At 48.8% G+C, this 22077-nt stretch carries 21 protein-coding genes and 1 pseudogene; all 22 read right to left on the minus strand.

The genetic code is table 11. The annotated features are described in order from the left end of the window. Positions 1-11 precede the first annotated feature (11 nt). Positions 12-1682: a nucleoside recognition domain-containing protein gene (locus AMS66_RS32470; RefSeq protein WP_144424595.1), complete on the minus strand. Its 1671-nt coding sequence runs from the start codon at positions 1680-1682 to the stop codon at positions 12-14. Next, positions 1676-2812 (minus strand): NAD(P)/FAD-dependent oxidoreductase, encoded by a 1137-nt coding sequence (locus AMS66_RS23925; RefSeq protein WP_053783177.1) that lies wholly within the window; start codon positions 2810-2812, stop codon positions 1676-1678. Before AMS66_RS23925 ends, AMS66_RS32470 begins: the two co-directional genes overlap by 7 nt. Before the next feature lie 5 nt (positions 2813-2817). Beyond that, on the minus strand, positions 2818-3087 hold the full coding sequence (rpsN, locus tag AMS66_RS23930; protein WP_053783178.1) for a 30S ribosomal protein S14: 270 nt from the start codon (positions 3085-3087) through the stop codon (positions 2818-2820). Between the two features lie 27 nt (positions 3088-3114). After that, positions 3115-4311, minus strand: a complete 1197-nt coding sequence (locus AMS66_RS23935) for a GTP-binding protein (protein WP_053783179.1) — start codon at positions 4309-4311, stop codon at positions 3115-3117. 256 nt (positions 4312-4567) lie between these two features. Further along, positions 4568-4729, minus strand: coding sequence for a hypothetical protein (locus AMS66_RS31995; RefSeq protein WP_236703596.1), 162 nt, complete (start codon positions 4727-4729; stop codon positions 4568-4570). A gap of 65 nt (positions 4730-4794) precedes the next feature. Beyond that, positions 4795-5991 carry a staphylopine family metallophore export MFS transporter CntE gene (gene cntE / locus AMS66_RS23940; protein ID WP_053783180.1) on the minus strand — a complete coding sequence of 399 codons (1197 nt, stop codon included), beginning with the start codon at positions 5989-5991 and terminating at the stop codon, positions 4795-4797. Further along, a complete protein-coding gene (locus tag AMS66_RS23945) occupies positions 5988-6752 on the minus strand; it encodes an ABC transporter ATP-binding protein (RefSeq protein WP_053783181.1) in 765 nt (254 codons plus the stop codon). The genes cntE and AMS66_RS23945 overlap by 4 nt, the downstream gene beginning before the upstream one ends. After that, a complete protein-coding gene (gene cntD, locus AMS66_RS23950) occupies positions 6718-7563 on the minus strand; it encodes a staphylopine uptake ABC transporter ATP-binding protein CntD (RefSeq protein ID WP_053783182.1) in 846 nt (281 codons plus the stop codon). Before cntD ends, AMS66_RS23945 begins: the two co-directional genes overlap by 35 nt. Continuing rightward, the gene (cntC, locus tag AMS66_RS23955) at positions 7544-8431 is read right to left on the minus strand and encodes a staphylopine uptake ABC transporter permease subunit CntC (protein ID WP_053783183.1); all 888 of its coding nucleotides are present in this window, start codon (positions 8429-8431) and stop codon (positions 7544-7546) included. The genes cntD and cntC overlap by 20 nt, the downstream gene beginning before the upstream one ends. Next, on the minus strand, positions 8431-9363 hold the full coding sequence (gene opp1B, locus AMS66_RS23960; RefSeq protein WP_053783184.1) for a nickel/cobalt ABC transporter permease: 933 nt from the start codon (positions 9361-9363) through the stop codon (positions 8431-8433). The genes cntC and opp1B overlap by 1 nt, the downstream gene beginning before the upstream one ends. A 13-nt stretch (positions 9364-9376) precedes the next feature. Further along, the gene (gene cntA / locus AMS66_RS23965; RefSeq protein WP_407944569.1) at positions 9377-10999 is read right to left on the minus strand and encodes a staphylopine-dependent metal ABC transporter substrate-binding lipoprotein; all 1623 of its coding nucleotides are present in this window, start codon (positions 10997-10999) and stop codon (positions 9377-9379) included. A 40-nt stretch (positions 11000-11039) separates the two neighbouring features. Continuing rightward, a complete protein-coding gene (locus tag AMS66_RS23970) occupies positions 11040-12341 on the minus strand; it encodes an opine metallophore biosynthesis dehydrogenase (RefSeq protein ID WP_053783185.1) in 1302 nt (433 codons plus the stop codon). Positions 12342-12371: 30 nt separating this feature from the next. Further along, on the minus strand, positions 12372-13166 hold the full coding sequence (locus AMS66_RS23975; protein WP_053783186.1) for a methyltransferase domain-containing protein: 795 nt from the start codon (positions 13164-13166) through the stop codon (positions 12372-12374). 27 nt (positions 13167-13193) lie between these two features. Next, the gene (locus AMS66_RS23980; protein ID WP_053783187.1) at positions 13194-14030 is read right to left on the minus strand and encodes a diaminopimelate epimerase; all 837 of its coding nucleotides are present in this window, start codon (positions 14028-14030) and stop codon (positions 13194-13196) included. A gap of 258 nt (positions 14031-14288) precedes the next feature. Further along, positions 14289-14396, minus strand: a pseudogene (locus tag AMS66_RS34125) (ABC transporter ATP-binding protein); the annotation flags it as partial. Between the two features lie 56 nt (positions 14397-14452). Then, positions 14453-15568, minus strand: coding sequence for an amidohydrolase (locus tag AMS66_RS23985; protein WP_236703611.1), 1116 nt, complete (start codon positions 15566-15568; stop codon positions 14453-14455). 210 nt (positions 15569-15778) lie between these two features. After that, positions 15779-16840: an LLM class flavin-dependent oxidoreductase gene (locus tag AMS66_RS23990; protein ID WP_053783189.1), complete on the minus strand. Its 1062-nt coding sequence runs from the start codon at positions 16838-16840 to the stop codon at positions 15779-15781. Between the two features lie 68 nt (positions 16841-16908). Beyond that, a complete protein-coding gene (locus AMS66_RS23995; protein WP_053783190.1) occupies positions 16909-17781 on the minus strand; it encodes a LysR family transcriptional regulator in 873 nt (290 codons plus the stop codon). A gap of 67 nt (positions 17782-17848) precedes the next feature. After that, on the minus strand, positions 17849-18397 hold the full coding sequence (gene ssuE / locus AMS66_RS24000; protein WP_053783191.1) for an NADPH-dependent FMN reductase: 549 nt from the start codon (positions 18395-18397) through the stop codon (positions 17849-17851). A 24-nt stretch (positions 18398-18421) separates the two neighbouring features. Beyond that, the gene (locus AMS66_RS24005) at positions 18422-19339 is read right to left on the minus strand and encodes an ABC transporter permease (protein ID WP_082350880.1); all 918 of its coding nucleotides are present in this window, start codon (positions 19337-19339) and stop codon (positions 18422-18424) included. A gap of 54 nt (positions 19340-19393) precedes the next feature. Beyond that, entirely contained in the window at positions 19394-20326 is a 933-nt protein-coding gene (locus AMS66_RS24010; RefSeq protein ID WP_053783192.1) for an ABC transporter permease, read from the minus strand. Positions 20327-20368: 42 nt separating this feature from the next. After that, complete coding sequence (locus tag AMS66_RS24015) at positions 20369-22009, minus strand: ABC transporter substrate-binding protein (RefSeq protein WP_053783193.1); 1641 nt, start codon at positions 22007-22009, stop codon at positions 20369-20371. Positions 22010-22077: the final 68 nt, after the last annotated feature.

Raw genomic sequence — 22077 nt, forward strand, 5'->3', positions numbered from 1 at the left:
TATCCACATCGTTACGCAATCCAGTCCCACACCCATGCCAGTACAAATGCACTGCCCAGTGACATTAGCAGCTGTCTGCCTGTCAGTTGTGCGGCAAAGGCTGCTCCCAACTCCTTGCGTATTGTCCACATCGTCACCAGACATGCCGTTAACGTGGAAGCCAGATACACAAGGACAAATAACTGTCCGCCGCTCAATTCTGCAATAAAGGAACCCTGATCCTGATTCAGCACCAACAACCCGTCTTTTCTTAAAATAGAAAATAAAATGCCACCTGCCGCATCGCCCGGCAGATGAAAGATCGCGAGCAACGGCGTAAGCGTGCGGGTCAGGACAGACAATACCTCCGTCTGCTCCAATAGTGTGGCTACCACACAAATACCAATGAAAATGGGCATCGCCTGCACAAGAAACTGTTTCATGACAGACCGAACGCGCCAGCTGACGGAACGCCATGAAGGCTTTTGCAGAAATGTACGGTTGACATGTAACGGGAGCATGTCATCCATCCGATTTCGATTCCACAGACGAGTATGAAGCGCGCCCGCAAGTACCAGTACAAGCATATAAGGAAAAAACAGCCACGGCTTGCCACCGGAACTGAATATCGATAGAGAAGCACCAATCTGGTAGCTGCATGCAGAACCGAAAGAGATCATCGAAACACAGGCTTTTCGCGTGCAGGAACTGCATGTACGACTCTGGAACACAGCCACGACATTGCAGCCAAAACCGCTGAGGACCGGAATCAGATCCTTACCGTTTAGGCCGATTTCCCGCATCCAGCCATCCAGCGAATCGGTAATCCTATCTTTCAGTCCGCTCTCCTCCGTCACCGCCACACTGACGCCAATCAGGAATACGACCGGGAAAGCCCAGATAAACGAATACAAGCCCAGACTGATCATGCCGTAATCCCCGAGCATCATCGCTTGTAGTGGGTTCCATAATCCCATAGACATTCGATGGAGTGGTTCAAGAATCCAGGCATCCGCGAGCGGTTGCACCAGGCCGGAGAACAGATAGGCCACATATACCGGAACTGCAAATAATAAGATGAGTGCTATCAAAGCCGCAAAACGCCCCCAAACCGTGTGTTCAAACATCGTTGTTTGCGGTTCGATCACAGGGGAGGCATGTGGTGATTCCAACTGTATATGCCTCTTCATCGGTCTGGCAGCAACGATCGCGCGACATAACAGGCCTTGGGCGTTTTCATCCATATACCTTGTATTGAAGGGCAGGACGGAAATACCCAGGCCTTTACGATAATAGTCGACCTGAGCCGTTAATCCCGATCCGCATTTGTCGGCAAACGTAAGCACTATCACAGCATTTTTGCCCGTAATATCCAGCATGCCGAGCAGTAAAGGCAGTTCCAGTACGACATCCGTGCCGCGTACAACCAAGACAACCGTGTCACCCGCTGCGAGTTGTTTTAGGGCCAGCATGGTCGTGACACTGTCATCCTTCAACCGGATTCCAGGCGTATCGACCAGCTCAAGTTGATGTTCAGGCAGTTCTGCCCTGCGGACGGTCACCGTGGAGCCCCGAACATTGGATTCTTCGCCTGTATCTCTGCCCGTGAGTCCCCGAAACAGAGCCGATTTCCCTGCCGATTCGAAACCGACCAGCACCACTTTACGAAGTTCTTCCGGTTGTTCCAAAACTGAATTCAGCATGTGCAATCTTCACCGCAGCAAGACAGATCATCAAGAAACATGCCTTCCTTGCGATAGGTTTCCAGTGGAGTCAGATCCAATCCGAGTCTCTCACCCATGGCCCGGGCCACAACTGCAAAGCGCTGTCTGAATTTATATATGAAACAAAATTGGAGGTGCGCATGCATAACCTGTGGACCGGTAATGAACAGTCCCGGGACAATCGTCGATTCATCGGCCGCTCCCAATTGCAGCTGACCTTCCTTGTTGCGCTCGACCAGATTCTTAATCAGATGTAAACTGCTGCGGAACCCTGTCGCCAGAACAGGAGCCTCAGCCGTCTTAAGCAAGTGGGATTCTCCGGAAGCATTCTCGCAATAGAGGACATAACCGCCCGGTTCATCCGGTTCGATCCACTTGACCTCATAGCCTTGCATCATTCGTATTCGCTTATCCATCATCGCCGCGCGCAGACGATCCTTCGTATAGGGGCTCAGTTCCACACTTGGATCACTGCTGCCCTTGGCGAGCCCTCGTCCGTTTCGATCGATTACCGTTACGTTTTTCCCCAGTTTACTCAGGTGAATGGCTGCATCCACGCCGCTCTCATAGCCGCCAACGATAACACATTCTTCCCCCTGAACTGCCTTCCAGCTAGAAAACAAACTGCTGTGCACACCGTATTCGGCACCAGGGAACGGGTCCAGTCTCGGATACTGAAATTCACCGGCTGCCCAGATGACAAAGCGTGTGCGCAGTTGTCCATTGGATGTCACAACCCGGAAGCCATTCTCTTCAGCAATCACTTCCGAAACGTCTACACCCGTCTGCACAGGCAATTCCTTAAACTGGCTCACCACCTGCAAATACTTCGCATACTCCACCCCTGTCGGATGTTCTGTTCCCAGTGTATACGCCGGAGACGTATGCAGAGCCACGGCGTTCAGATCCATCATGCCATAGGCGTTGCTTGTAAACGAAGGGGTGATCAGATGCATTTCCTCAGGCCACGCCAGAAAAGTTGCCCCCACCTCGCTCCGTTCCAGCACGGTAAAACGAGGCATCCCCAGATCTTGTAGAACAGAGGCCATGCCGATCCCGGCTGGCCCCCCTCCAACAATCACACAATCATAATCGAAAGGATCATTCATGCGTCTTACCAGCTGGACTTCGTTACGCCCGGAATTTGCCCTTGATGAGCCAGCTCACGAAACACGATCCGCGATACCTTGAACTTTCGCAAATATCCTCTCGGACGGCCCGTCAGTTCACAGCGATTTTTCAATCGGGTCGGAGAAGCGTTGCGTGGCAGTTTATGCAGCGCTTCATAGTCACCCTTTTCTTTCAGCTCATGACGCAGCTCCGCATATTTGGCTACGATTGCCTGACGTTGTTTTTCGCGTACTACTTTTGATTTTTTAGCCATGGATTACAGCTCCTTAATGGATTTAATTTATACAACTTCAACAGGCCAAGGAAGGGGATTATCGAAATGGCCCCAGTCGGCCACCATTTCCTCATCACTGAGCAGACATTGGTCCAGTTCGTCTTCAATGATGGCTCGCTCCATTTCAATCCCGATCATGACCAGCTCGGTCTGACGGTCTCCCCATTGTGCATCCCACTTCTCCAGCACATCCGGCTCCGTACGCAATATTTCTTCCTTGTCCGCTTCCGGCAACGCCGCAACCCAATGTCCGGCAGGGCCAAACTGGATTGACGATCCCGCCTGGCTCAGACTTGCAGCCACATCTCCTTCAGCAGCCAGCCAAACCAGACCTTTGGCACGTACCACTTCTTCCGGCCAGTAGCTCATGAATTCAGCCAGACGAGAAGGATGGAATGGTTTTCGGCGACGATACACGAAGGAACCAATGCCGTATTCCTCGGTCTCCGGAGTATGTGATTCCTTCTCCAGCTCCTGAATCCATCCGGCGGACATGCTTGCTTTCTCGAAGTCGAAGAGACCTGTATTCAAAATTTCAGACGGATTGACCTGGCCGTTCATGGTCCGAATGATTTTGGCGTTGGGCTGAAGCTTGCGGATGACACCTTCAAGCTTGTTCAGTTCCACGTCATCGACCAGATCACATTTGTTCAGCAACAGGACATCGCAGGTCTCGATCTGGTCAATCAGCAGGTCCACCACGTCACGGGTATCTTCGCCCCCTGTAGCCTGATTCCGATCCAAAAGGCTCTGTCCTGAGGCAAAGTCATGCCAGAAGCGATTCGCATCCACGACCGTCACCAGACAATCCAGCTTCGCCAGGCCGGTCAGATCAATACCGGATTCCTCGTCGGCATATGTAAAGGTCTGGGCCACCGGAACAGGTTCACTGATTCCAGTCGATTCAATCAGGATATAATCAAACCTGCCTTCATTCACCAGCTTCTCAATCTCCTGCATCAGATCATCCCGCAAGGTACAGCAGATGCAGCCATTGGACAGCTCCACCAGCTTTTCTTCAGTACGCGATAATGTCGCTTCACCTTTTACCAGTGCGGCATCGATGTTCACCTCACTCATGTCATTGACGATGACAGCGACCTTGAGTCCCTGCCGATTGTGCAGCACGTGATTAAGAACAGTCGTTTTACCTGAGCCGAGGTAACCGCTAAGAACAGTAACCGGAACTTGCTTTTGTGTCATGTGTATCTACTCCTTATGGGTGTAGTCATATGTCTCTGACCTTAATAGTAATTATTACGATTAACAACAATGACTATAATCCTGTTGAACGATGTTGTCAAATCATTTTTAATCCGGTATCAGAAAAATTCCAGCCAAAAAAAGGCCTATGGCCTGTTTCCTGTAGCTTCGCATCATAATGATACGTCTCCAGAAAAGTCAGTCCATACGCCTTTAATTCTTGTTCTTATATATACCATACAATCGTTACTATCCATCAGTTCGCCACCACGGATCTGGCCCTAATGCCAGCTTGCATCGTCATGGAAAAGAACGCCGTCGCTACACCTTGCAGCGCCCGCAGCCACAAATACGTTTCCACACCAAACACAACAAACAAAAGAAATGTTGCGGCGTGCAAAATCAACAGCCATTTCATTACACGGAGCGGGCCATAACGCCCCAGAAGCTGTGCCGCAAAAGGCCTTAACTTTCTAGTTGCAGTTAACCCACAAACATATCTTTGACAGGTTTTCTTCGTTCATAGGCAAAAGCAATCATTACCGCTCCTAGGATAGCACAAATCATGTACATGAACGAATAGGAGGATAGATCAGCGATCGGTCCCATCAACACACCGCCCAGAGATACACCCAGATCTGCTGTCGCAATAAATAAACCGATCAACACATTCCGATTCAACTGTGTCAACACAAATGACAGATAGGTGGTTAACGTCGGATAGAGGATAGATTGAGCAATGCCCATCAAGATTGCACCCACATATAGAAGAGCGGCTCCTCCTGTAATCGCCCAGCTGACACATAGTGCGGCTACTGCCAACAAGAACATCGTTCCCATGATAAAAGGTGCATGCCACCTGCCATCGGAGGGAATTTTTTTGCGCAATATGATTCGGGTCAACACAACGGTTCCCGCCTGAAGCATCAGATAGACACCCGCATTACCGCTTGGCAATTGACTGGCGTACAGGGGAATAAAGGTCGTGATTGCACCGAACACAACGGAAGCACTTAGCATTAGTACACTACATCTAAACAAGAATGGATTTTGCACCAACTGACGAAAGGATTGAAACATGCTTACGTTCTGTTCGGATGGATTCCCAGCAGGAGGCTGCTCCTTGCTCTTATCCATTTTGGCGGTATACCCGAAGACGCCTGTACAGATGGCAATACCGATCAGGACGACTGTAAAATAATCCATGCCACCTGTCTGCCAGATCCCTAAAGCGAGGACAGGACCCACAATGCCCGGGATATAGCTGAATAACGAATAATATGAAATGCCCTGGGAACGGTCCTTCTCCGGCAGGGCATCGATAATGCCAATCTGTAAAGCCATCGAGAAGAAAGCGGTCGATACCCCCTGTAAAATACGAGCCACCAGATAGCCCCCGAGACCCGTAAACGTGTATAAAATCAGGGCAAAACCATTAATAATCAGAATAAAACGCAGCACTTTAATCGGCCCGCGCTTTTGAATGATCCGTCCGGCCCATGGCCTGAAAAACATGGTCGTAAACATATAGGCGCCCATAATCAGCCCAATGGTTGTACTGCTCGCTCCCAAGGATTCACCCTGTAAAGGGATAACCACATTAAGAATGGCGTTTGCACTAAAATACAGAAGAACTAGGATGTACAAACGCAGAAAAGGCCAAGACATCGCTCCACTCATCCTTGGTCCTCCCCCTGGAATGTAATTAAATAGGTTAATAATTTTCTGGCATAATCGGACTGAACATCCTTCAGCTGCTTAATAGGTACCATTTCCTCAATCTGACCGTCCCTGAAAATAAGTACCCTGTCACAAATATAGGCTGCCGCCTGAATATCATGCGTAATAAACACATAGCTCATCTGATAGAATTGCTTTAATTCTTCTAACAATCGCAGCACCTGAATCTGCACAGACACGTCCAGAGAACTGATGGCTTCATCGAATACAATGCATCGGGGTTCTGTGGATATGGCTCTTGCAATACACACTCTTTGGGCCTCTCCACCAGATAGTTCATGTGGATATTTGAGCCTGTAGGAAGGGTTCAATCCCACTTGATGCAACAACGTTTCCACCTTGCTTTGCATATCCGCTTTCACTTTTTTTTGAGCCTTCAGGGGCTCCATAATGGCTTCCTCCACCGTGAGAAATGGATTAATGGAGGACGTATAATTTTGAAATACGGCACTGATGCTGCCCATTCGCACACAGCGATTGTTCACGTTTTTCCCTTCAAATAAAATACGCCCGCGATCAGGCTTTTCAATGCCCAGAATCAGACGTCCCAATGTGGACTTGCCGCTTCCGCTTTCACCGATAATGCCGAGACATTCGCCTTGCTGGCATTCAAATGCAACTTTTTTCAAAACCTGCTGCTTTTGTTTGGAGAATAATCCGCCTTGTTTATAGGACTTTTCTATCCCATCCACCTTGAGCATCTGTATCCCCTCCCTGCATCAATTTCCTGAAATGATTGCTCAGCTCCAACCGGGTGGAAACCAAATATTGAGTATAGGCATGCTCCGGCTTCGTAAAAACAGACCGAATATCCCCGCTTTCGACAATGGCTCCGTCTTTCATAACCATCACTTCATCCCCAATTTTCTGAACGACACCGAGATCATGGGATATAAACAGCATGGAACAACCCATTCGTTCACGTAGTTGAATCAATTGTTCCACCACTTCATATTGAGAGATCGTATCCAGTGCCGTTGTCGGTTCATCCGCAATGATAAGATCCGGCTCCAACACGAGTGCCAATGCAATCATGATTCGCTGCAGCATGCCACCTGATAGCTGATGTGGATATTGATTCAAAATTCCCTGCGGATTTTTTAACATGACGCTTTCCATAGCGCTAATGATCTTCCGTTCGCTGTCTCTATTATTCCAGACGAAATGCGTCTGGAGCGTCTCTCGAATATGGACGCCGATCACTGAAGAAGGGTCAAAAGCGCTCATGCCATTTTGCAGAATCATGCATAAGTTTTTGCCTCTTCTTCGTCTCATCTCTTGTTCGGAAAGCTGGTTCAAGTCTTCGCCTTTGAAGAGTATCGTTCCGGATTGACGAATCCAGGGTTTATTCAAACGCATAATGGACCTGCATGTGACGGACTTGCCGCTTCCGCTTTCCCCGACAATGGCCAGACAGCTTCCTTGTTTGACCTGAAATGAACTGTTATGAATAATGACCTTGTCCGTATTGGCATCCCGGATCTTCAAATTTTTAACCTCTACTATATTCATAAACGGCCTTTCCCACCTCTTTTTTACGAAGCCTACCTTGAGAAGTCATTAATTGGGGGTCCAAAGCGACTTGCAGCGCATCCGATAAAAAATTAAAGGCCGACACGACAATGACAATGGCTAGTCCGGGCGCCAGCATCAGCTCCGGTCTGGAGAACATGACTTGCCTTGCCTCATTCAGCATCATCCCCCATTCGGCATGAGGAGCCTGGATTCCCAAACCCAGAAAGGAAAGCCCCGAGATCTGCAGCATCATCGAACACATGGAGCCACTCGCAATCACTGCAATATCGGCAAATGTAACCGGAACAATATGCTTGGTGAGAATACTAAGGCTGCCAATGCCAGAGGCTTTGGCGAACTTCACATACTCCATCTCGGAGAACTGCATTACGGATGTCCGAATGACGCGGGCAAACCACGCCCATTTCATGACCACGAATGCAATCAGAATATGTTCAAGTCCCGCACCTAAAATGCCGACCACCGCCAGTGTCATGACGTATCCGGGGAAAGACAACATGACATCACATATTCTCATGATCCAGGCATCTGTCTTCCCCTTGAAATAACCCGCGATAAATCCGACGATAGCTCCCACCAGAACAGACATCATCAAGGCAACCAAAACCCATAAGACACTGGGACGAATACCATAAATGAGTCTGGATAACACACATCTGCCCAAATGATCATTTCCTAACCAATAGGTCCAGGAGGCGGAAGCATATCGAAGCTTCATATTCACTTCCTCCGGGTCATGGAGTGCACACAAAGGGGCAAATATGCCCACAGCAATAATGATCACAATGACAGCGAGAGATGTAATCGCAAGTTTGTCTTTGCTCAAATTTCTTAATAATCGCATCAGAGATCCTTTCTTAACCTGGGATTCATCGCCGCATTGATCACGTCAGAAATGGTATTAAACAGCACAAAGGTTACGGCCAACATAAGAACATACGCCTGAATAATCGGGAAATCCCGGCTGAGAATGGACCTCACGCTCAACCTCCCGAGTCCCGGCCATGCAAACACGTTTTCAATCACGACGGTGCTGCCAAGCACGATGGGGATCGCCATACAAAATATGGAGACCGCCACTTGCAACGAATTTCTTAAAATATGCATTGTCACCTTCCGCTCGCTTAAGCCGCTTGCCCTTCCATAGAGCACGTAATCCTCGTTCATGTTGCTCAACATCGAACTCCGGACCGTTCTAAAATAAATGCCTGTATAACTCACCGTGATTACGATTACCGGTAGAATGTAGCTCTTAAATGAGTCCATTCCGCTTGTAGGCAACAAGTCCAGCTTGACGGAAAAATACCAGATCAGGATGGCTGCAAGCCAGTAGGATGGCATCGCGGTCAGAACAAACGAAATGCCTCTGACCGATTTATCGATGACCTTTCCTTCTCTCATGGCACAGATTACACCCAGAAGGATGGACAACCCGATAATAAACACCGATGATACCATCGTTAATTTTAATGTGTTCAGGAAAGCCGGACCTACCAAGGACCATACCTGTTCACCGGATACATACGAGTTGCCAAAATTAAACTGCATACAGGCAATCAACCAATTCACGTACTGGATGACGAAGGGTTTATCAAACCCTAATGCTTCATTCGTTTGGGCGATTAATTCATCCGTAATCTGAGGAACCTCCTGTGCCTGTAATACAACTACAGCGGGGTCCAGGGGCGAAAGATTAATGAGTATAAACGTTATAAATGAAATGACGAACAGTAAGGGTATGGCCAGCAATATCCGTTTGACTATATAACTTCCCATATCCATCCCCGCTCTATTTAAAATTCATTTGCTCAAATGGCAACTCATATTGAGTCTGCTTGAATGAAATTCCGTCCAGGTTTTTGGGAGCCACAATGGTGACCCGCCCATTGGTAATCGGAATAAACACGGCTTCATCATGAACGATTCTCATAATGTCAGCGTACAGGGACTGGCGGGAGGCCTCGTCTGTGGACACCATGACTTCATCAATTTTCTTGTACAGCTCATCCGCTTGGGCTAGGCCGCTTGTTGTATGTTTATAGGCCGAATCCGAAGTAAACGCAGAGATGGTGCTCTGTGGATCGTACGCCAGTCCCCAGGTTTGGTTGAACAACAGATCATATTCCCCGGTTGCCCTTCTGTTCGCGATGGAAGTGGATTCCTCTCCGACAATCTCCAGTTGAATGCCCAATCCTTTTAAGGCATGCTGGATCAATTCCGCCTGTGTTTTTTGCGAAGAGGAATTGCTGTCATAATACAGGGTCATGGCTAGTTGCTGGCCGTTCTTTATCCTCACTGCTTCCGCGTTGGATAAGGTCCAGCCCGCTTTTTCCAAAAGCTCCTTTGCCGTCTCCGGGTTATACTCCCGCTTCTTCAACTCGACATCGGCGTAATTGACGTTTGATGAAAATAAGGTGTCCGCTACGGTCTGTGTTCCATTAAAAATATCATTGCTGATCGCTTCCCGATCGATCGCAACCCATATTGCTTCACGAACAACCGTTTCGTGGACAGGATTATCCGCTCTGCTGCTATTGGCGACGATCATATTTGTATTCATCGCTTCACTTCGGACCACTTGATAATCACCCGAGTCAGCCAATTGATTCATGGCTTCAACATCAATGCTGTCCGCACCCCGGTCATCGGTGAACACAAAGTTGATCTCGCCCTTCTGTAATGCCAATAATGTCGTTTCTCCTGCCGGCAGAACCTTGGACGTGATTTTTTGGATCTCAGGTGCGCCGCCCCAGTATTCTTCATTGGCTTCAAACGTTGCACTCTCGTCGATTTTATGTCCGGTTAGCTTGTAGGGCCCTGTGCCGTGGTAGCCATTCACCCCGTCCTTTGTGCCCCCGTTCTTAAAATCCTTGGGTGATATAAACACATAAGGTCTGGTCATGGACAGCTCTACCAGAGCTGGATAATAGGGCTCGGAAAGTACCAGTTCGAATGTGTATTCATCAATGACTTTTGTACTTACGATTTTGGTGGACAGCTTAATCCAGGCATGTTTTTCGGCATTGGCCTGAACCGCATCGATATTTTGTTTGACCGCCTCGGCGTTAAACGGTTCACCATCATGAAATTTCACATCTTTTCGCAAATGGAACGTATACGTTTTTCCGTCTTCGGCAATATCCCAGGATTCTCCCAGTAATGGCTTGATTCCATCGACCGTGTTTTCAACCAAAGATTCGTAAACCATCCCTTGTGCGGACATGGAACCTGTATACAGATGGGGATTCATATCATTAATATCCTTGGCGGATGCATATATGAGTTCAGTTTTGACCTGGCTACTCGCAGACTCGGTATTGGTGTTGACACCCTCTTTTTGGCCGCACCCGGCAATTACGGTAATCATGGACACTAGCAATAATAAAAAACGAAAAGCACTACCCTTTTTCACAACATTTCCCCCTGATGATGAAAGATAAATACATATGTAACTAGACCCTGCTGTTCGCCAGCCCTGCGCAGATCATCCGAATATCTTCATCGAAGGATTGAACGACAAAGGCATTCGATAGATTTTGATCCGGGTGAGCGCGGGCGACTTCTTGAATCTTCGCCTCATAGTTGGCAATAAACATATCGATGGTTGGGCACCTAACCTGCAAATGTCTCGCAATGCCCTGAATGATTTTGATGCGGTAATAATCCTCCTTGGGCATTCTGGGAATGTCCAAAGATCCATCCTGATTGACAAACATCTTCCTGAAGGGAACGGCTGAAAAGTCAAAATACTTGCCCTCCGGGCTAGGTTCCGAAAAAGGATCAATCAATAACGAGGTGTACCGTATGTATAATAAATACTCTTGATGAAGGTCCTGCAATTGATTAAAATTCTCGATATCCTGACGTGATAAACTCTCCAACCGTACCGGATAATTATCATCCGTCATGAATTGAAGCAGATTGATACCCTGGATACGGAGTCTTTCCGTAATATTCATAATCTCGTTCCACTGCGACCGCATGTCCCGAATCAAATATTGGGTTACAGGACCTTCAGGGTAGATTTTATATACATATTTCCGAGTGTCTGATGCTCCGAAGATAATATCCAATGAAAAGTCATTCATGAACAGTGGCGGATGTACATATAAAGAAATGTTTCTCGTTTCCGCCTCGAGTGGAGATGGCATAACTTCCAGCGCAATGCCCAATTGCTCGTACAACTTGCACAGTCTGTCCACATGTTCAGAAGGAGTTGAAGTAGAACCGATATAGACCTTTTTCTTGACTCCAGTTGTAATGACATGATTGGACGGTTGATCGAGCATCCATCGGGTGTCCCCCAAATAGGTAGAGAAGCTGACGACTTCCGTATCTGCATCTAGCTGTCTCACATAATTGCTTACCAGCATGTTGGAGCCAAAGGTTGGGGAGACCAAAATGATGCATTTCACTTGTTTGATGAAGTGTTCATTCATTTGTCTCAATACGTCGATGTAAGCATCCGTTGTCACAGCCAAAATGAGCGTATCCCATTCCCCTTCAATGGTCTCATATCCCTTAAAAACTCGATCGATGAAGCATTCACCCGCCAACGGTCGATGCTTTTCATTTTGAATGCCTGTTCCAATGAACCCGTCACTTTGCCGAATGGCCTCAAAAAAAGATTTTGAACGCATAGATTCTCTTCCTACTATGCCTACGGCGCAACTGAATTGCTTTTTGAGCATTACTGCCAGCTGAATCGATGCAGGACCTGTTCCGAGTAACAGAACTCGTTGAAATCCGCTCATATGGACCTCTCTTTCCCAAGCTCAAGCGAGCTATGCTTTTTGGTATAACGCAATATCGAACACATCATCCGGACGCAGGATATTGTCGACCATGTTCCACTTGCTGCTGTCAGTCTCTCTCATCGGATAGTTGAACAACGACTTTAACTGGTTACCGTACCTCATCGCCACCACCACATGTTCATTCGTCAATGCATGCAATTGATCCAGCAGATCATATTTATTGGCTACCGTGGAACTGAAAATGATATGCGTGGCTTCTTTTGTAAAAGAAAGATCTTGCATCAATGTTTGCTCCAATTGGATGTTCAGGCCCGCACCCAGCTTATCCACAACCTTCTGCCCGAGTGTAATGGCTTCTTCGTCAATATCGATACCAACCACCTTTGCCCCTGTTCGCTTGGCGATAAACAAAGGCGTCATCGGAAATGACCCGGAGCCTACCAGCAGCACTTTCGAATCCGAGGTGACATGAAAGCTGCCAAACTCTTTTTCAATACATTCTTCGATGTTTCTGAAATAATCCGCGATTTCCACATCTCCGCCTTGCAGCTTCAAAGCCCGATATTTCTCCATGATCGCCACACATTGGGCAGATTTGTCTCTTAGATCAAGGACAAGCTGATGCATGCTGCCTGATTCCTGCTGATTGAGCTCTTCCCAGATTCGTTCATTTTGCTTGTCCGTTATAAACGTGGAATAGTCATCAATTAAAGCCTCCAGCGCTGAACTGTGCTGAACCGTATGATCATATCTGCCTGCCAACTCATCGAATTTCCCGGAAAATTCACTCAAGCATGTTTGAAAATCAATCAATGTCTCCATTCCTTTTCCTCCTATAACTCGTCATAGTCATGCATCTATAAATGCTTTGCCCTGGGCCACGATTCCAACAGATCCTTCGATCGTAATTCGTTCAAGCTCTACTCCATTCCATTGCGCCATTACTTTAATCGCACCACCGGGCTGCTTGATATGCTGAACGATCTCCCTTTGCCTGCTCCATGCCAGATAGGCTCCCACGGAGGCTGTACCCGAACCGCACCCCCTTTCCCAGATCAGACTATCCACCTGCGGGACGAATATGAGCGGTGCCAGCTCATTCGATTGGGATTTGTATAATAAAATGCCAATCAGCTTATCCCCCAAGGTTAATCCTAATAATCGCGCCAGAGCTTGTGCCCTCTTTCTCATCGCTTCATCAAACGCTTCCACTTCGATGACGATATGGATGAACTCCCGATACCGCACGATCACAATATCCATATCGATTCCTTCATACTTAATCGTTCGCTGCTCGATCTGCTGAGGGACTGGCATCGTTACCTGACAGAAATACTCATTCTTTTGCTGCTTCTTCACCTGACAGCGGATTAATTGGTCTGTTCCCGAGACCTCCAACATGATTTCTGTAAACTCATACGATTCCAACTCTTTTTCGGACGCGATGTACGCAGCCAGGGCCATGCAGGCGTTCCCGCAGAACTCCCCTCCCGCCATTTGTAAATGTGCAGCCGCCTCCTGTTTTACCGCTCCCCCAATGAACCCCACCTGTTCGGCGTATACATTGTCATAGGACATAATTTGGGCGGCAATGTGTGGATATGTCTCAGCCGGATGATCCGTTTTCACCAAAACCGTCATATTTTGCGTGGGATTGAACTTGATAAAATCGATCTCCTGTTTCATCGCAGCCGTTACTCCTATTCTTTTCATGGAATTAAGTTGAGCTCACTTTGCTACAAACCATTAATAGTAATGATTACGATTATCAGTCGAGAAAAATATAGCACAACCTGCTTGAGAGCGTCAACAAATATTTCCATTTTAAAGAAAGAACGTTACAACTGTTGTTTTATGTTCAAACGGGAACAGAGCTGACGCATTTGCGTCAACCCGATTTATCCAAACGGTTGCAATTGGAGGTATATCAGCGACTTCAGTCTGAAGATCATGTGCAACAAAGAGATAGGTCATGTTCATTTCATGCTGAAGAGAACGAAGCAGTTCCAGAATCTGAGCCTGAACGGAAACATCCAGTGAACTGAGCGCTTCAACCTAATAAATTATTATCTTAATCATTATTCACGTATTTACGTAGCTGTTATCAGTTATTCGCCATCTGACTGCAACTTTTGCAGTGCCTGTTCAGCCAGCACAGCCAGAAGATGTGCACCGAGCGGTAGCGCCCGTTCATCTACATCGAATCCAGGGTGATGCCACTCATGCGGACCGGAAGTTCCGAGGAAAAGGAACAGACCCGGGACCTCTTTTTGATAAAAGGAAAAATCTTCGCCCGCCGGAGAAGGTAGCGGTCGGACACTGTTCAGCCCAATCTCGCTTGCGACCTGCTCCGCCGCAGCAGCCAAGGATGCATCATTGACCACAGCAGGTGGTCCCTGAATCCAGCGCACGGTAGCGCGTGTCCCGTAGGCTGCTGCAACACCTGCAACCACCTGGTTGAAACGCTCGCGAATCCGGGCACGCACCTTCTCGTCAAAGGTACGCACAGTGCCATCCAATATGGCTTCTTCCGGGATGACGTTCCAGGCCGTGCCGCTGTTAATTTTGGTCACACTGATTACGGCGCTCTCCTGTGCTCCGACATTACGACTCACGATGGCCTGAAGTGCAGTCACGATATGGGAAGCGACCACAATTGGATCAATGCCTGCTTCCGGCACCGCCGCATGTGTTCCTACACCTTCCACTTTGACCACAAAACCATCTGCCGCTGCGAGCAGTGCTCCTTCACGGATACCTACCGTACCGACCTGCAGATCCGGTTTGTTATGCAAACCAAAAACTGCCTGAACTTCGGATAGCGCTCCGCTCTGAATCACCTGCCGTGCCCCCGTCGCTTTCTCCTCCGAAGGCTGGAAAATCAAACGAACCTTGCCCGGCAGCCGGGACTCACGCTGTTTCAACAATCGTGCAGCACCGATCAGAATGGCAGTGTGTGCATCATGACCGCAAGCGTGCATCCGGCCAGGGACTTGTGAAGCATACTCCAGCTTCGTCTCTTCCTGGATCGGCAGGGCATCAATATCTGCGCGCAATGCCACTACCGGGCCATCACCCTGGCCAATTTCAGCGATTAGGCCCGTTCGCAGCGAGTATTCATCCGCAATCCGTACACCTTCCTTTACCAGCCAGCCTCGAATGGCTTCTGTCGTTTCCCTTTCCTCTCCGGATAGCTCGGGGTTACGATGCAGATGTCGCCGAATCGAGGTTAAGTGCTCTGCAAATTCTTCATCCTGCCCAACGTAAAGTTCATGCTTGAGGCCCTGTTCTTCTTGCTCTGCCTGTTGCTCAGACTGTTTTAGATCACTGCTCACGACATTGCCTCCTTTTATCAGTGTATGTGCCATGTAAGATGGACCAATATATTTCACGGGTCACTCGCTCAGCGGGTATGCTCTCTACCATGTATATGCCTAACTGATCACCGCTTGCGCAGGTACCGATTCATTCTCGAATTCACCAATTCCTTGCTCATCCAGCGCTTCACGCAACAATTCGAATGAACGAATACGCTTGGCAAAATCACGTGTGGCTGTGGTGACAATCAGCTCATCCACGGCAAAATCCTGCTGGAACTGTGCCAGGGCCTGACCGACTGTTTCCTTTGTACCTCTCGTCACACTTGGCTCCAGAATCTCAATCCGATATTTCTCGTTCGATTGCTGTCCGAATTCTTCCGCCTGCTCCACGGAACCAACCGTCAATACTTTGCCATTCTCCAGATGGATCTTGACCAGCATATGTTCACTTGCAAGCCCTTCAGCCTCCTCCGCACTCTCCGCCACAATCAATGATATAGCAAGTATGGCATAGGGCTCCCGTCCATGTGAACGGTCGAATTGTTCTCGGTAAATACGTAAAGCTTCCAGAGCGACCTCCGTGTTGCTATTAATAAACAATGAAAATACATAAGGCAGTCCCAATTCCGCCGCCATGCCTGCGCTATCGACACTTGCCCCAAGTACGTATAGCTCGGCCGGGATTGCGGATACCGGTGCAGCGCTCAAACCTGCCAAAGGATGTGTTTCATCTTCATGCGATTCATTATAAATGAACTGCTTCACCTGATTAATTTTATCTTTTAGTGAAGCGGCCTCCTGAATTCCTTGCTGTAATGCCTGTGTGGAACGGGGCAATCCCCCCGGCGCACGTCCAATACCAAGATCAATTCTCCCCGGGCCAAGTGCAGAGAGCACATTGAAGTTCTCAGCCACTTTGTAAGGACTATAGTGTTGGAGCATCACCCCGCCAGAACCAAGACGAATCCGCTCCGTATGCGCGAGCAAGTGGGAAATGAGCACTTCCGGTGAGGAGCCTGCGACATGGCCTGAATCATGATGTTCCGACACCCAGAAACGATGAAATCCAAGCTGTTCAGCCCGCTGTACCAATTCAATCGTATGCCGAAAAGCATCAATCGGCGTCTCCCCTTCATAGATCGGGGTTTGATCCAATATGCCAACACGAATACCCATCACATTCTCCTCCTTCGATCATGCCGAACCTGACTTATTAAATTCTTCCTACTTCCTTAAATGACTCTCTATAGCTGCCGCAGCAGCTCCCCGAAAGGCTCTGCAAAAGGCGAATGTTCTTCTTTTAACGTAACGACGCTGATCTGCAACGATACACCTGCAACCTCGTGCACCTGAATGGGGAACAGTTCCTGCTCCCGCACTTCCTTCTGCACCGTTAACCCAGGCAGAAAAGCGATGCCTGCCCCCTGCATAACCAGTTTCTTCGCCGTTTCCGAATGATCGACATGATATGTAATGTCCGGAGGGTGTTCCAGCGAGTCAAAGGCCCGGTGAATGCGGAGCCAATCCAGTGAACCACATTCGAAAAAGACCAGTCGCTCATTCCGAATTGCTTCCATACTGACATGCCCACGTTCTATAAACGGATGTCCTTTGTACACGTAAAGCTGTATTGGATCTTCATAAAAAGCAACGGTACGAATCGCCGGGTGCATGACCTTGCGCACAAACGCCAGATCAATCTCTTGACTGAGCAGCTTGGCGATCAGTTGGTCTGTCGTTGCTGTGGTCAGCTTAATGCTGACCTCAGGATAAGCTTCCTTGATTTTGGGCAGAAAGTCTGGAATGACATAGTTGGATACGGATACCGTACTGCCGAGTCGCAGTGCATCGGGCGTCGTACGGCGTTGCTGGATCTTCTGTCTGCCCTTCTGAATCACTTGCAGCACCTGCTGGGCGTAGGGAAGGAACTTTCTCCCCTCTTCCGTGAGCACAATCTGTTTGCCCAGACGGTCAAACAATTTGCAGCCGAGTTCACGTTCAAGGGACTGAATACGAGCGGTGACAGAAGGTTGGGACAAAAAGAGTACCTCGGCAGCCTTATTGAAGCTTCCGTAATGATTGATGTATACAAATGCTTCAATGTTCTCAATATTCATAAGCGCCCCCCGAATCCACGTCCGCAGACGTTATCTATATCTATTTATCCAATGAATTTACTTGGTTTTATGATATCGTAATACCATTCTTTTCCAGAGTCAATATCAATTCTTCCAGAGAACGATCCAATCGCGTAGTGATATCCGCCGAAAGTACGTATTTACCATCATCAAGTCGATCAATTCCCTGATCAACCGCGTATACTCCGCCAAGAATATGTCTGCCGCCAAGTGCTGCCAGAACAGGCTTTAATGCATAATCGATAGCGAGCAGATGGGCGATCGAGCCGCCGATGACCAATGGAAGAGACAGCTTACCCCGCAGACCTTCCTGGGGAATCAGATCCAGGAACAGCTTCAGCACGCCTGAGTACGATGCTTTGTATACCGGGGTCGCCACGATGACTGCATCTGCGGCTTCAACAACAGCGAGTGCATCACGAATGAATGAGCTATCAAACTTGGCCTGCACCAGATCTTCCGCTGGCAGGTCGGCCACATGAATCACCTCAACGGTAATGCCTGCCTCTCTTAATTTATTACTGCTGTAATCCGTAAGGCCTGTCAAACGTGAACGTTTCGAAGGCGCTCCGGCAATAATAACGACATGTGACATCATGATTCCTCCTTGGAATAGCGGTCAAGCCGCTCCTTTTACTTTGGGGTCCAACCGATCCCGAATATCGTCTCCAATCAGATTAACCGCCAGCACAAACATGGTAATTGCGAGTCCCGGGAAAGTACATATCCACCAGGCCACTGTCAGATAACCTCTTCCTTGGGAGAGCAACGCACCCCAATCCGGAATTTCCTTCAACACGCCAAGTCCCAGAAAGCTTAGCCCGGAGCCTGTCAGAATAGAGGTACCTACGCCGAGCGTCGCCATAACCAGCAATGGTGACAACGAATGAGGCAGTACATGTTTCCAGAAAATACGGGCATTGGAGCCCCCTAGTGAACGTGTAGCTGTAATAAAAGGCAAACCTTTAACTGACATGACCTGCCCACGCATCACCCGTGCATACCCCGGAATGGAGGATACCGCAACAGCCAGTGCAATGTTAAGCAGTCCAGGTCCCAGTGCTGCAGCAACGGACAATGCTAGTAACACCCCTGGAACAGCCATCAGAATATCCACGGCCCGCATGGTAATGGTGTCCAAAACTCCTCCTGCATAGCCGGCAATAATGCCAAGAGCACTGCCCACAATACCACCCACCAGCACCGAGGCAAATCCAATAAGCAATGAATCCCTGCTGCCATGCACAACCACACTGAAGATATCCCTGCCAAAATAATCGGTCCCAAACAGGTGCGCAGCAGAGGGAGCCTGCAGGATAGCATCCGTCATCATCTGAGTAGGATCATAGGGGGCAATCCAGCCCGGCACAATCGCACAAGTGACGGTAAATACCACAACCAGCAACGCTGCATAAAAGAATAAACGGGATACCGCGAATGAGACGCGGTGACGCAGGGGACGGCGACTCCACAGGCGTAAACGCCCTGTTCTGCCGGTCCAACCTTTTTTGTCACCCACCAATGGTTTCATGCTCATAAGACTCCTCCTTCCTCACTCGCGTCCAAATGTTTCAGACTGTTCCATCCGCCATCACGTTCGGACTGCACGCCTAACTCTGGGATCAATGTACGCATAAGAGATATCCACCAGTAAATTCAACACGACATAGATCATCGCTGTGAAAAAAACTACGCCCTGCACGACAGGCAGGTCTTTGGCCATCAACGCATCCGCGATGATTCTGCCGATACCCTGTCTGGAAAAGACCGTTTCCACCACGACGGTTCCGGCAAGCAGATCACCAATCAACATGCCGATGACCGTTACCGCAGGAATCAGCGCATTACGCAGCGCATGACCGTACATAATGGTTCGCTGTGAAAGACCTTTTGCTCGCAATGCTACGATAAACGGTTCATTCACCACTTCCAGCATGCTGTTACGCACCATACGTACGATGAAACCCGCACCGACGAGGCCCAGTGTTGCAGCAGGCAGCACCAATGAACGGAATCCGTCGGAACCCATCGCCGGGAACCAGCCGAGCTGGACCGAGAACAACAGGATCAGCAGAATGCCGGTCCAGAAGGTCGGCATCGAGATGCCAAACAATCCAACGAGGCGGGCGATGAAATCAATCACGCCATTACGATGAATGGCAGACAGTACGCCGAGCGTAATGCCGATGGTTATCGCTATGATCGAGCTTAGCGCGGTCAGCGCCAGTGTGGCAGGGAAATGCTCCAGTATTTTGGGCAGAACCGGGTCGGAATTGATCATTGATTTGCCGAAATCACCGCGCAGCATGTCACCGAAATAGTTGGCGAACTGGATGTAAAACGGCTGATCCAGACCAAGCTGAACCCGCAGGTTCTGAATCATCTCGGGTGTTGCCGATGACGGGTCCAGCATGAGCAGGACTGGATCACCCGGCAGAAGATACATGATGCAGTACACCAGCACCGAAGCTCCGAAAATAACCAGAAGCGATGTAGCAAGTCTTGTCAGTATCGTTTGAACCATACCGGGTCGTCTCCTTCCTGTTTACATCATTGACGGTACGTTTTATGGCTGAATCCGGACATCGTTAAAGAGCGGATATCCGAGTGAATCAAACTTGATGCCCTGCACCGATTTGGATGCAGCCACCGTATAAGGGAACACATAGATCGGCAGAATTACAGCCTGATCGATCAGATACTGCTGAATCTGATTATAGATATCCACCCGTTTATCGGGATCAGTCTCCACCGCTCCTTGTTCCAGCAGCTTATCGATCTTCGGATCAGATAAGCCGGAAAGCGTCGGACGTTCACCTTCTGCACTCGTATGATAGAAAGCATAGAGTGCATTCGGATCAGAGTTGACCTGGCTGTTGCCGTAGAGATCATAATCCCAGTTCTGATAGACGACCGTAGCAATATCCTTCGTAATTTCAACTTCAACAGCTATACCCACCTGCTTGAGCTGCTGCTGAATAATCGCAGCAATGTCGTTACGCTTCTCCCGGTTCGGCGAACCGTCCACATAATGCAGGGTCAGCTTCTTACCGTCTTTTTCACGAATGCCATCTGCTCCCTTGACCCAGCCTTGCTCATCAAGCAGCTGATTGGCCTTGTTAATATCCGGTTGGATACTTCCTTCCAGGGAGGCATCGTAACCGAGAATTCCTGGAGACAGTGCAGACCACGCTCGTTCGTAATTGCCCAGATAAAGTGTCTTCACGATGGATTCCACATCAACCGCAGATTGCACCGCCTGCCTGACTTTCACATCATCCCAAGGCGCTTTGCGTAGATTGAAAAAGAGGGTATACGGCAAGCCAACGGTATTGGCCTGCAGCAATTGCTGGTTCGGATCGTTCTTCAATGCAGCAATATTTTGCGGCGGAACGGTCTCGGCGGCGAGTACCTGCTTACTCTGTACACTGCCGATGCGCGTTGCTTCTTCCGGTACAATTTTGAACGTAATCGTATCCAAATGAGGGGCACCTTCATTTTCAACGGTTTCTGGAGCCCAGTTGTAATCCTTGTTCTTGGCGACAACGATATCCGCATTTTCATCCCATTTCACGAAGGTATACGGACCAGTCCCTACCGGATTTTTGCCCAGTTGGTCACCGTATTTCTTGGCAGCTGTAGGAGACACAATCCCTAGCAGGGCCTGACTCAAGTTGCCGAGAAAGGCTTGCGAAGGCTGTTCCAGATTCACCTTGATGGTGTATTCATCAATGACCTCCGAGGAGCTATAAGGTCTAATCAGGGCAAGGGAATTGGCGGCTTTGGTGGCCGGATCGATCACCCGATCCAGATTGAACTTCACGGCTTCCGCGTTAAATGGTGTACCATCATGGAACTTCACATCTTCACGCAGCTTGAACGTATAACTTTTGCCATCCTCCGATACACTCCACTCCTTGGCGAGCCAAGGTTTGATGGAACCATCCGGTAGCTGTACCACCAGATTGTCATAGATCGTTCGGATCGCACGTACGGTTACGGCAAGGCCACTTCGATGTGGGTCCAGTGTATCCGGCGATGTGGCGAGTGCGTAGGTTAGATTTCCACCTTCTGCTTGCCCCACCTGCTCCCCACCGGAAGCCTGGACTGCACTGTTGGAGTTACCTGCCGCGCCGCAACCGGATAATACCAGCAACAATACTGCCGCCAATGCCATATATTTCATCCATGAGATAGACCTGTTCATATAGCTTCCCCCTCTGTGTATACAGGTGTCATTGATTCATTGATTCATTGATTCATTCAACAATATAA

The organism is Paenibacillus xylanivorans, from assembly GCF_001280595.1.
GTDB classification, from domain to species: Bacteria; Bacillota; Bacilli; order Paenibacillales; family Paenibacillaceae; genus Paenibacillus; species Paenibacillus xylanivorans.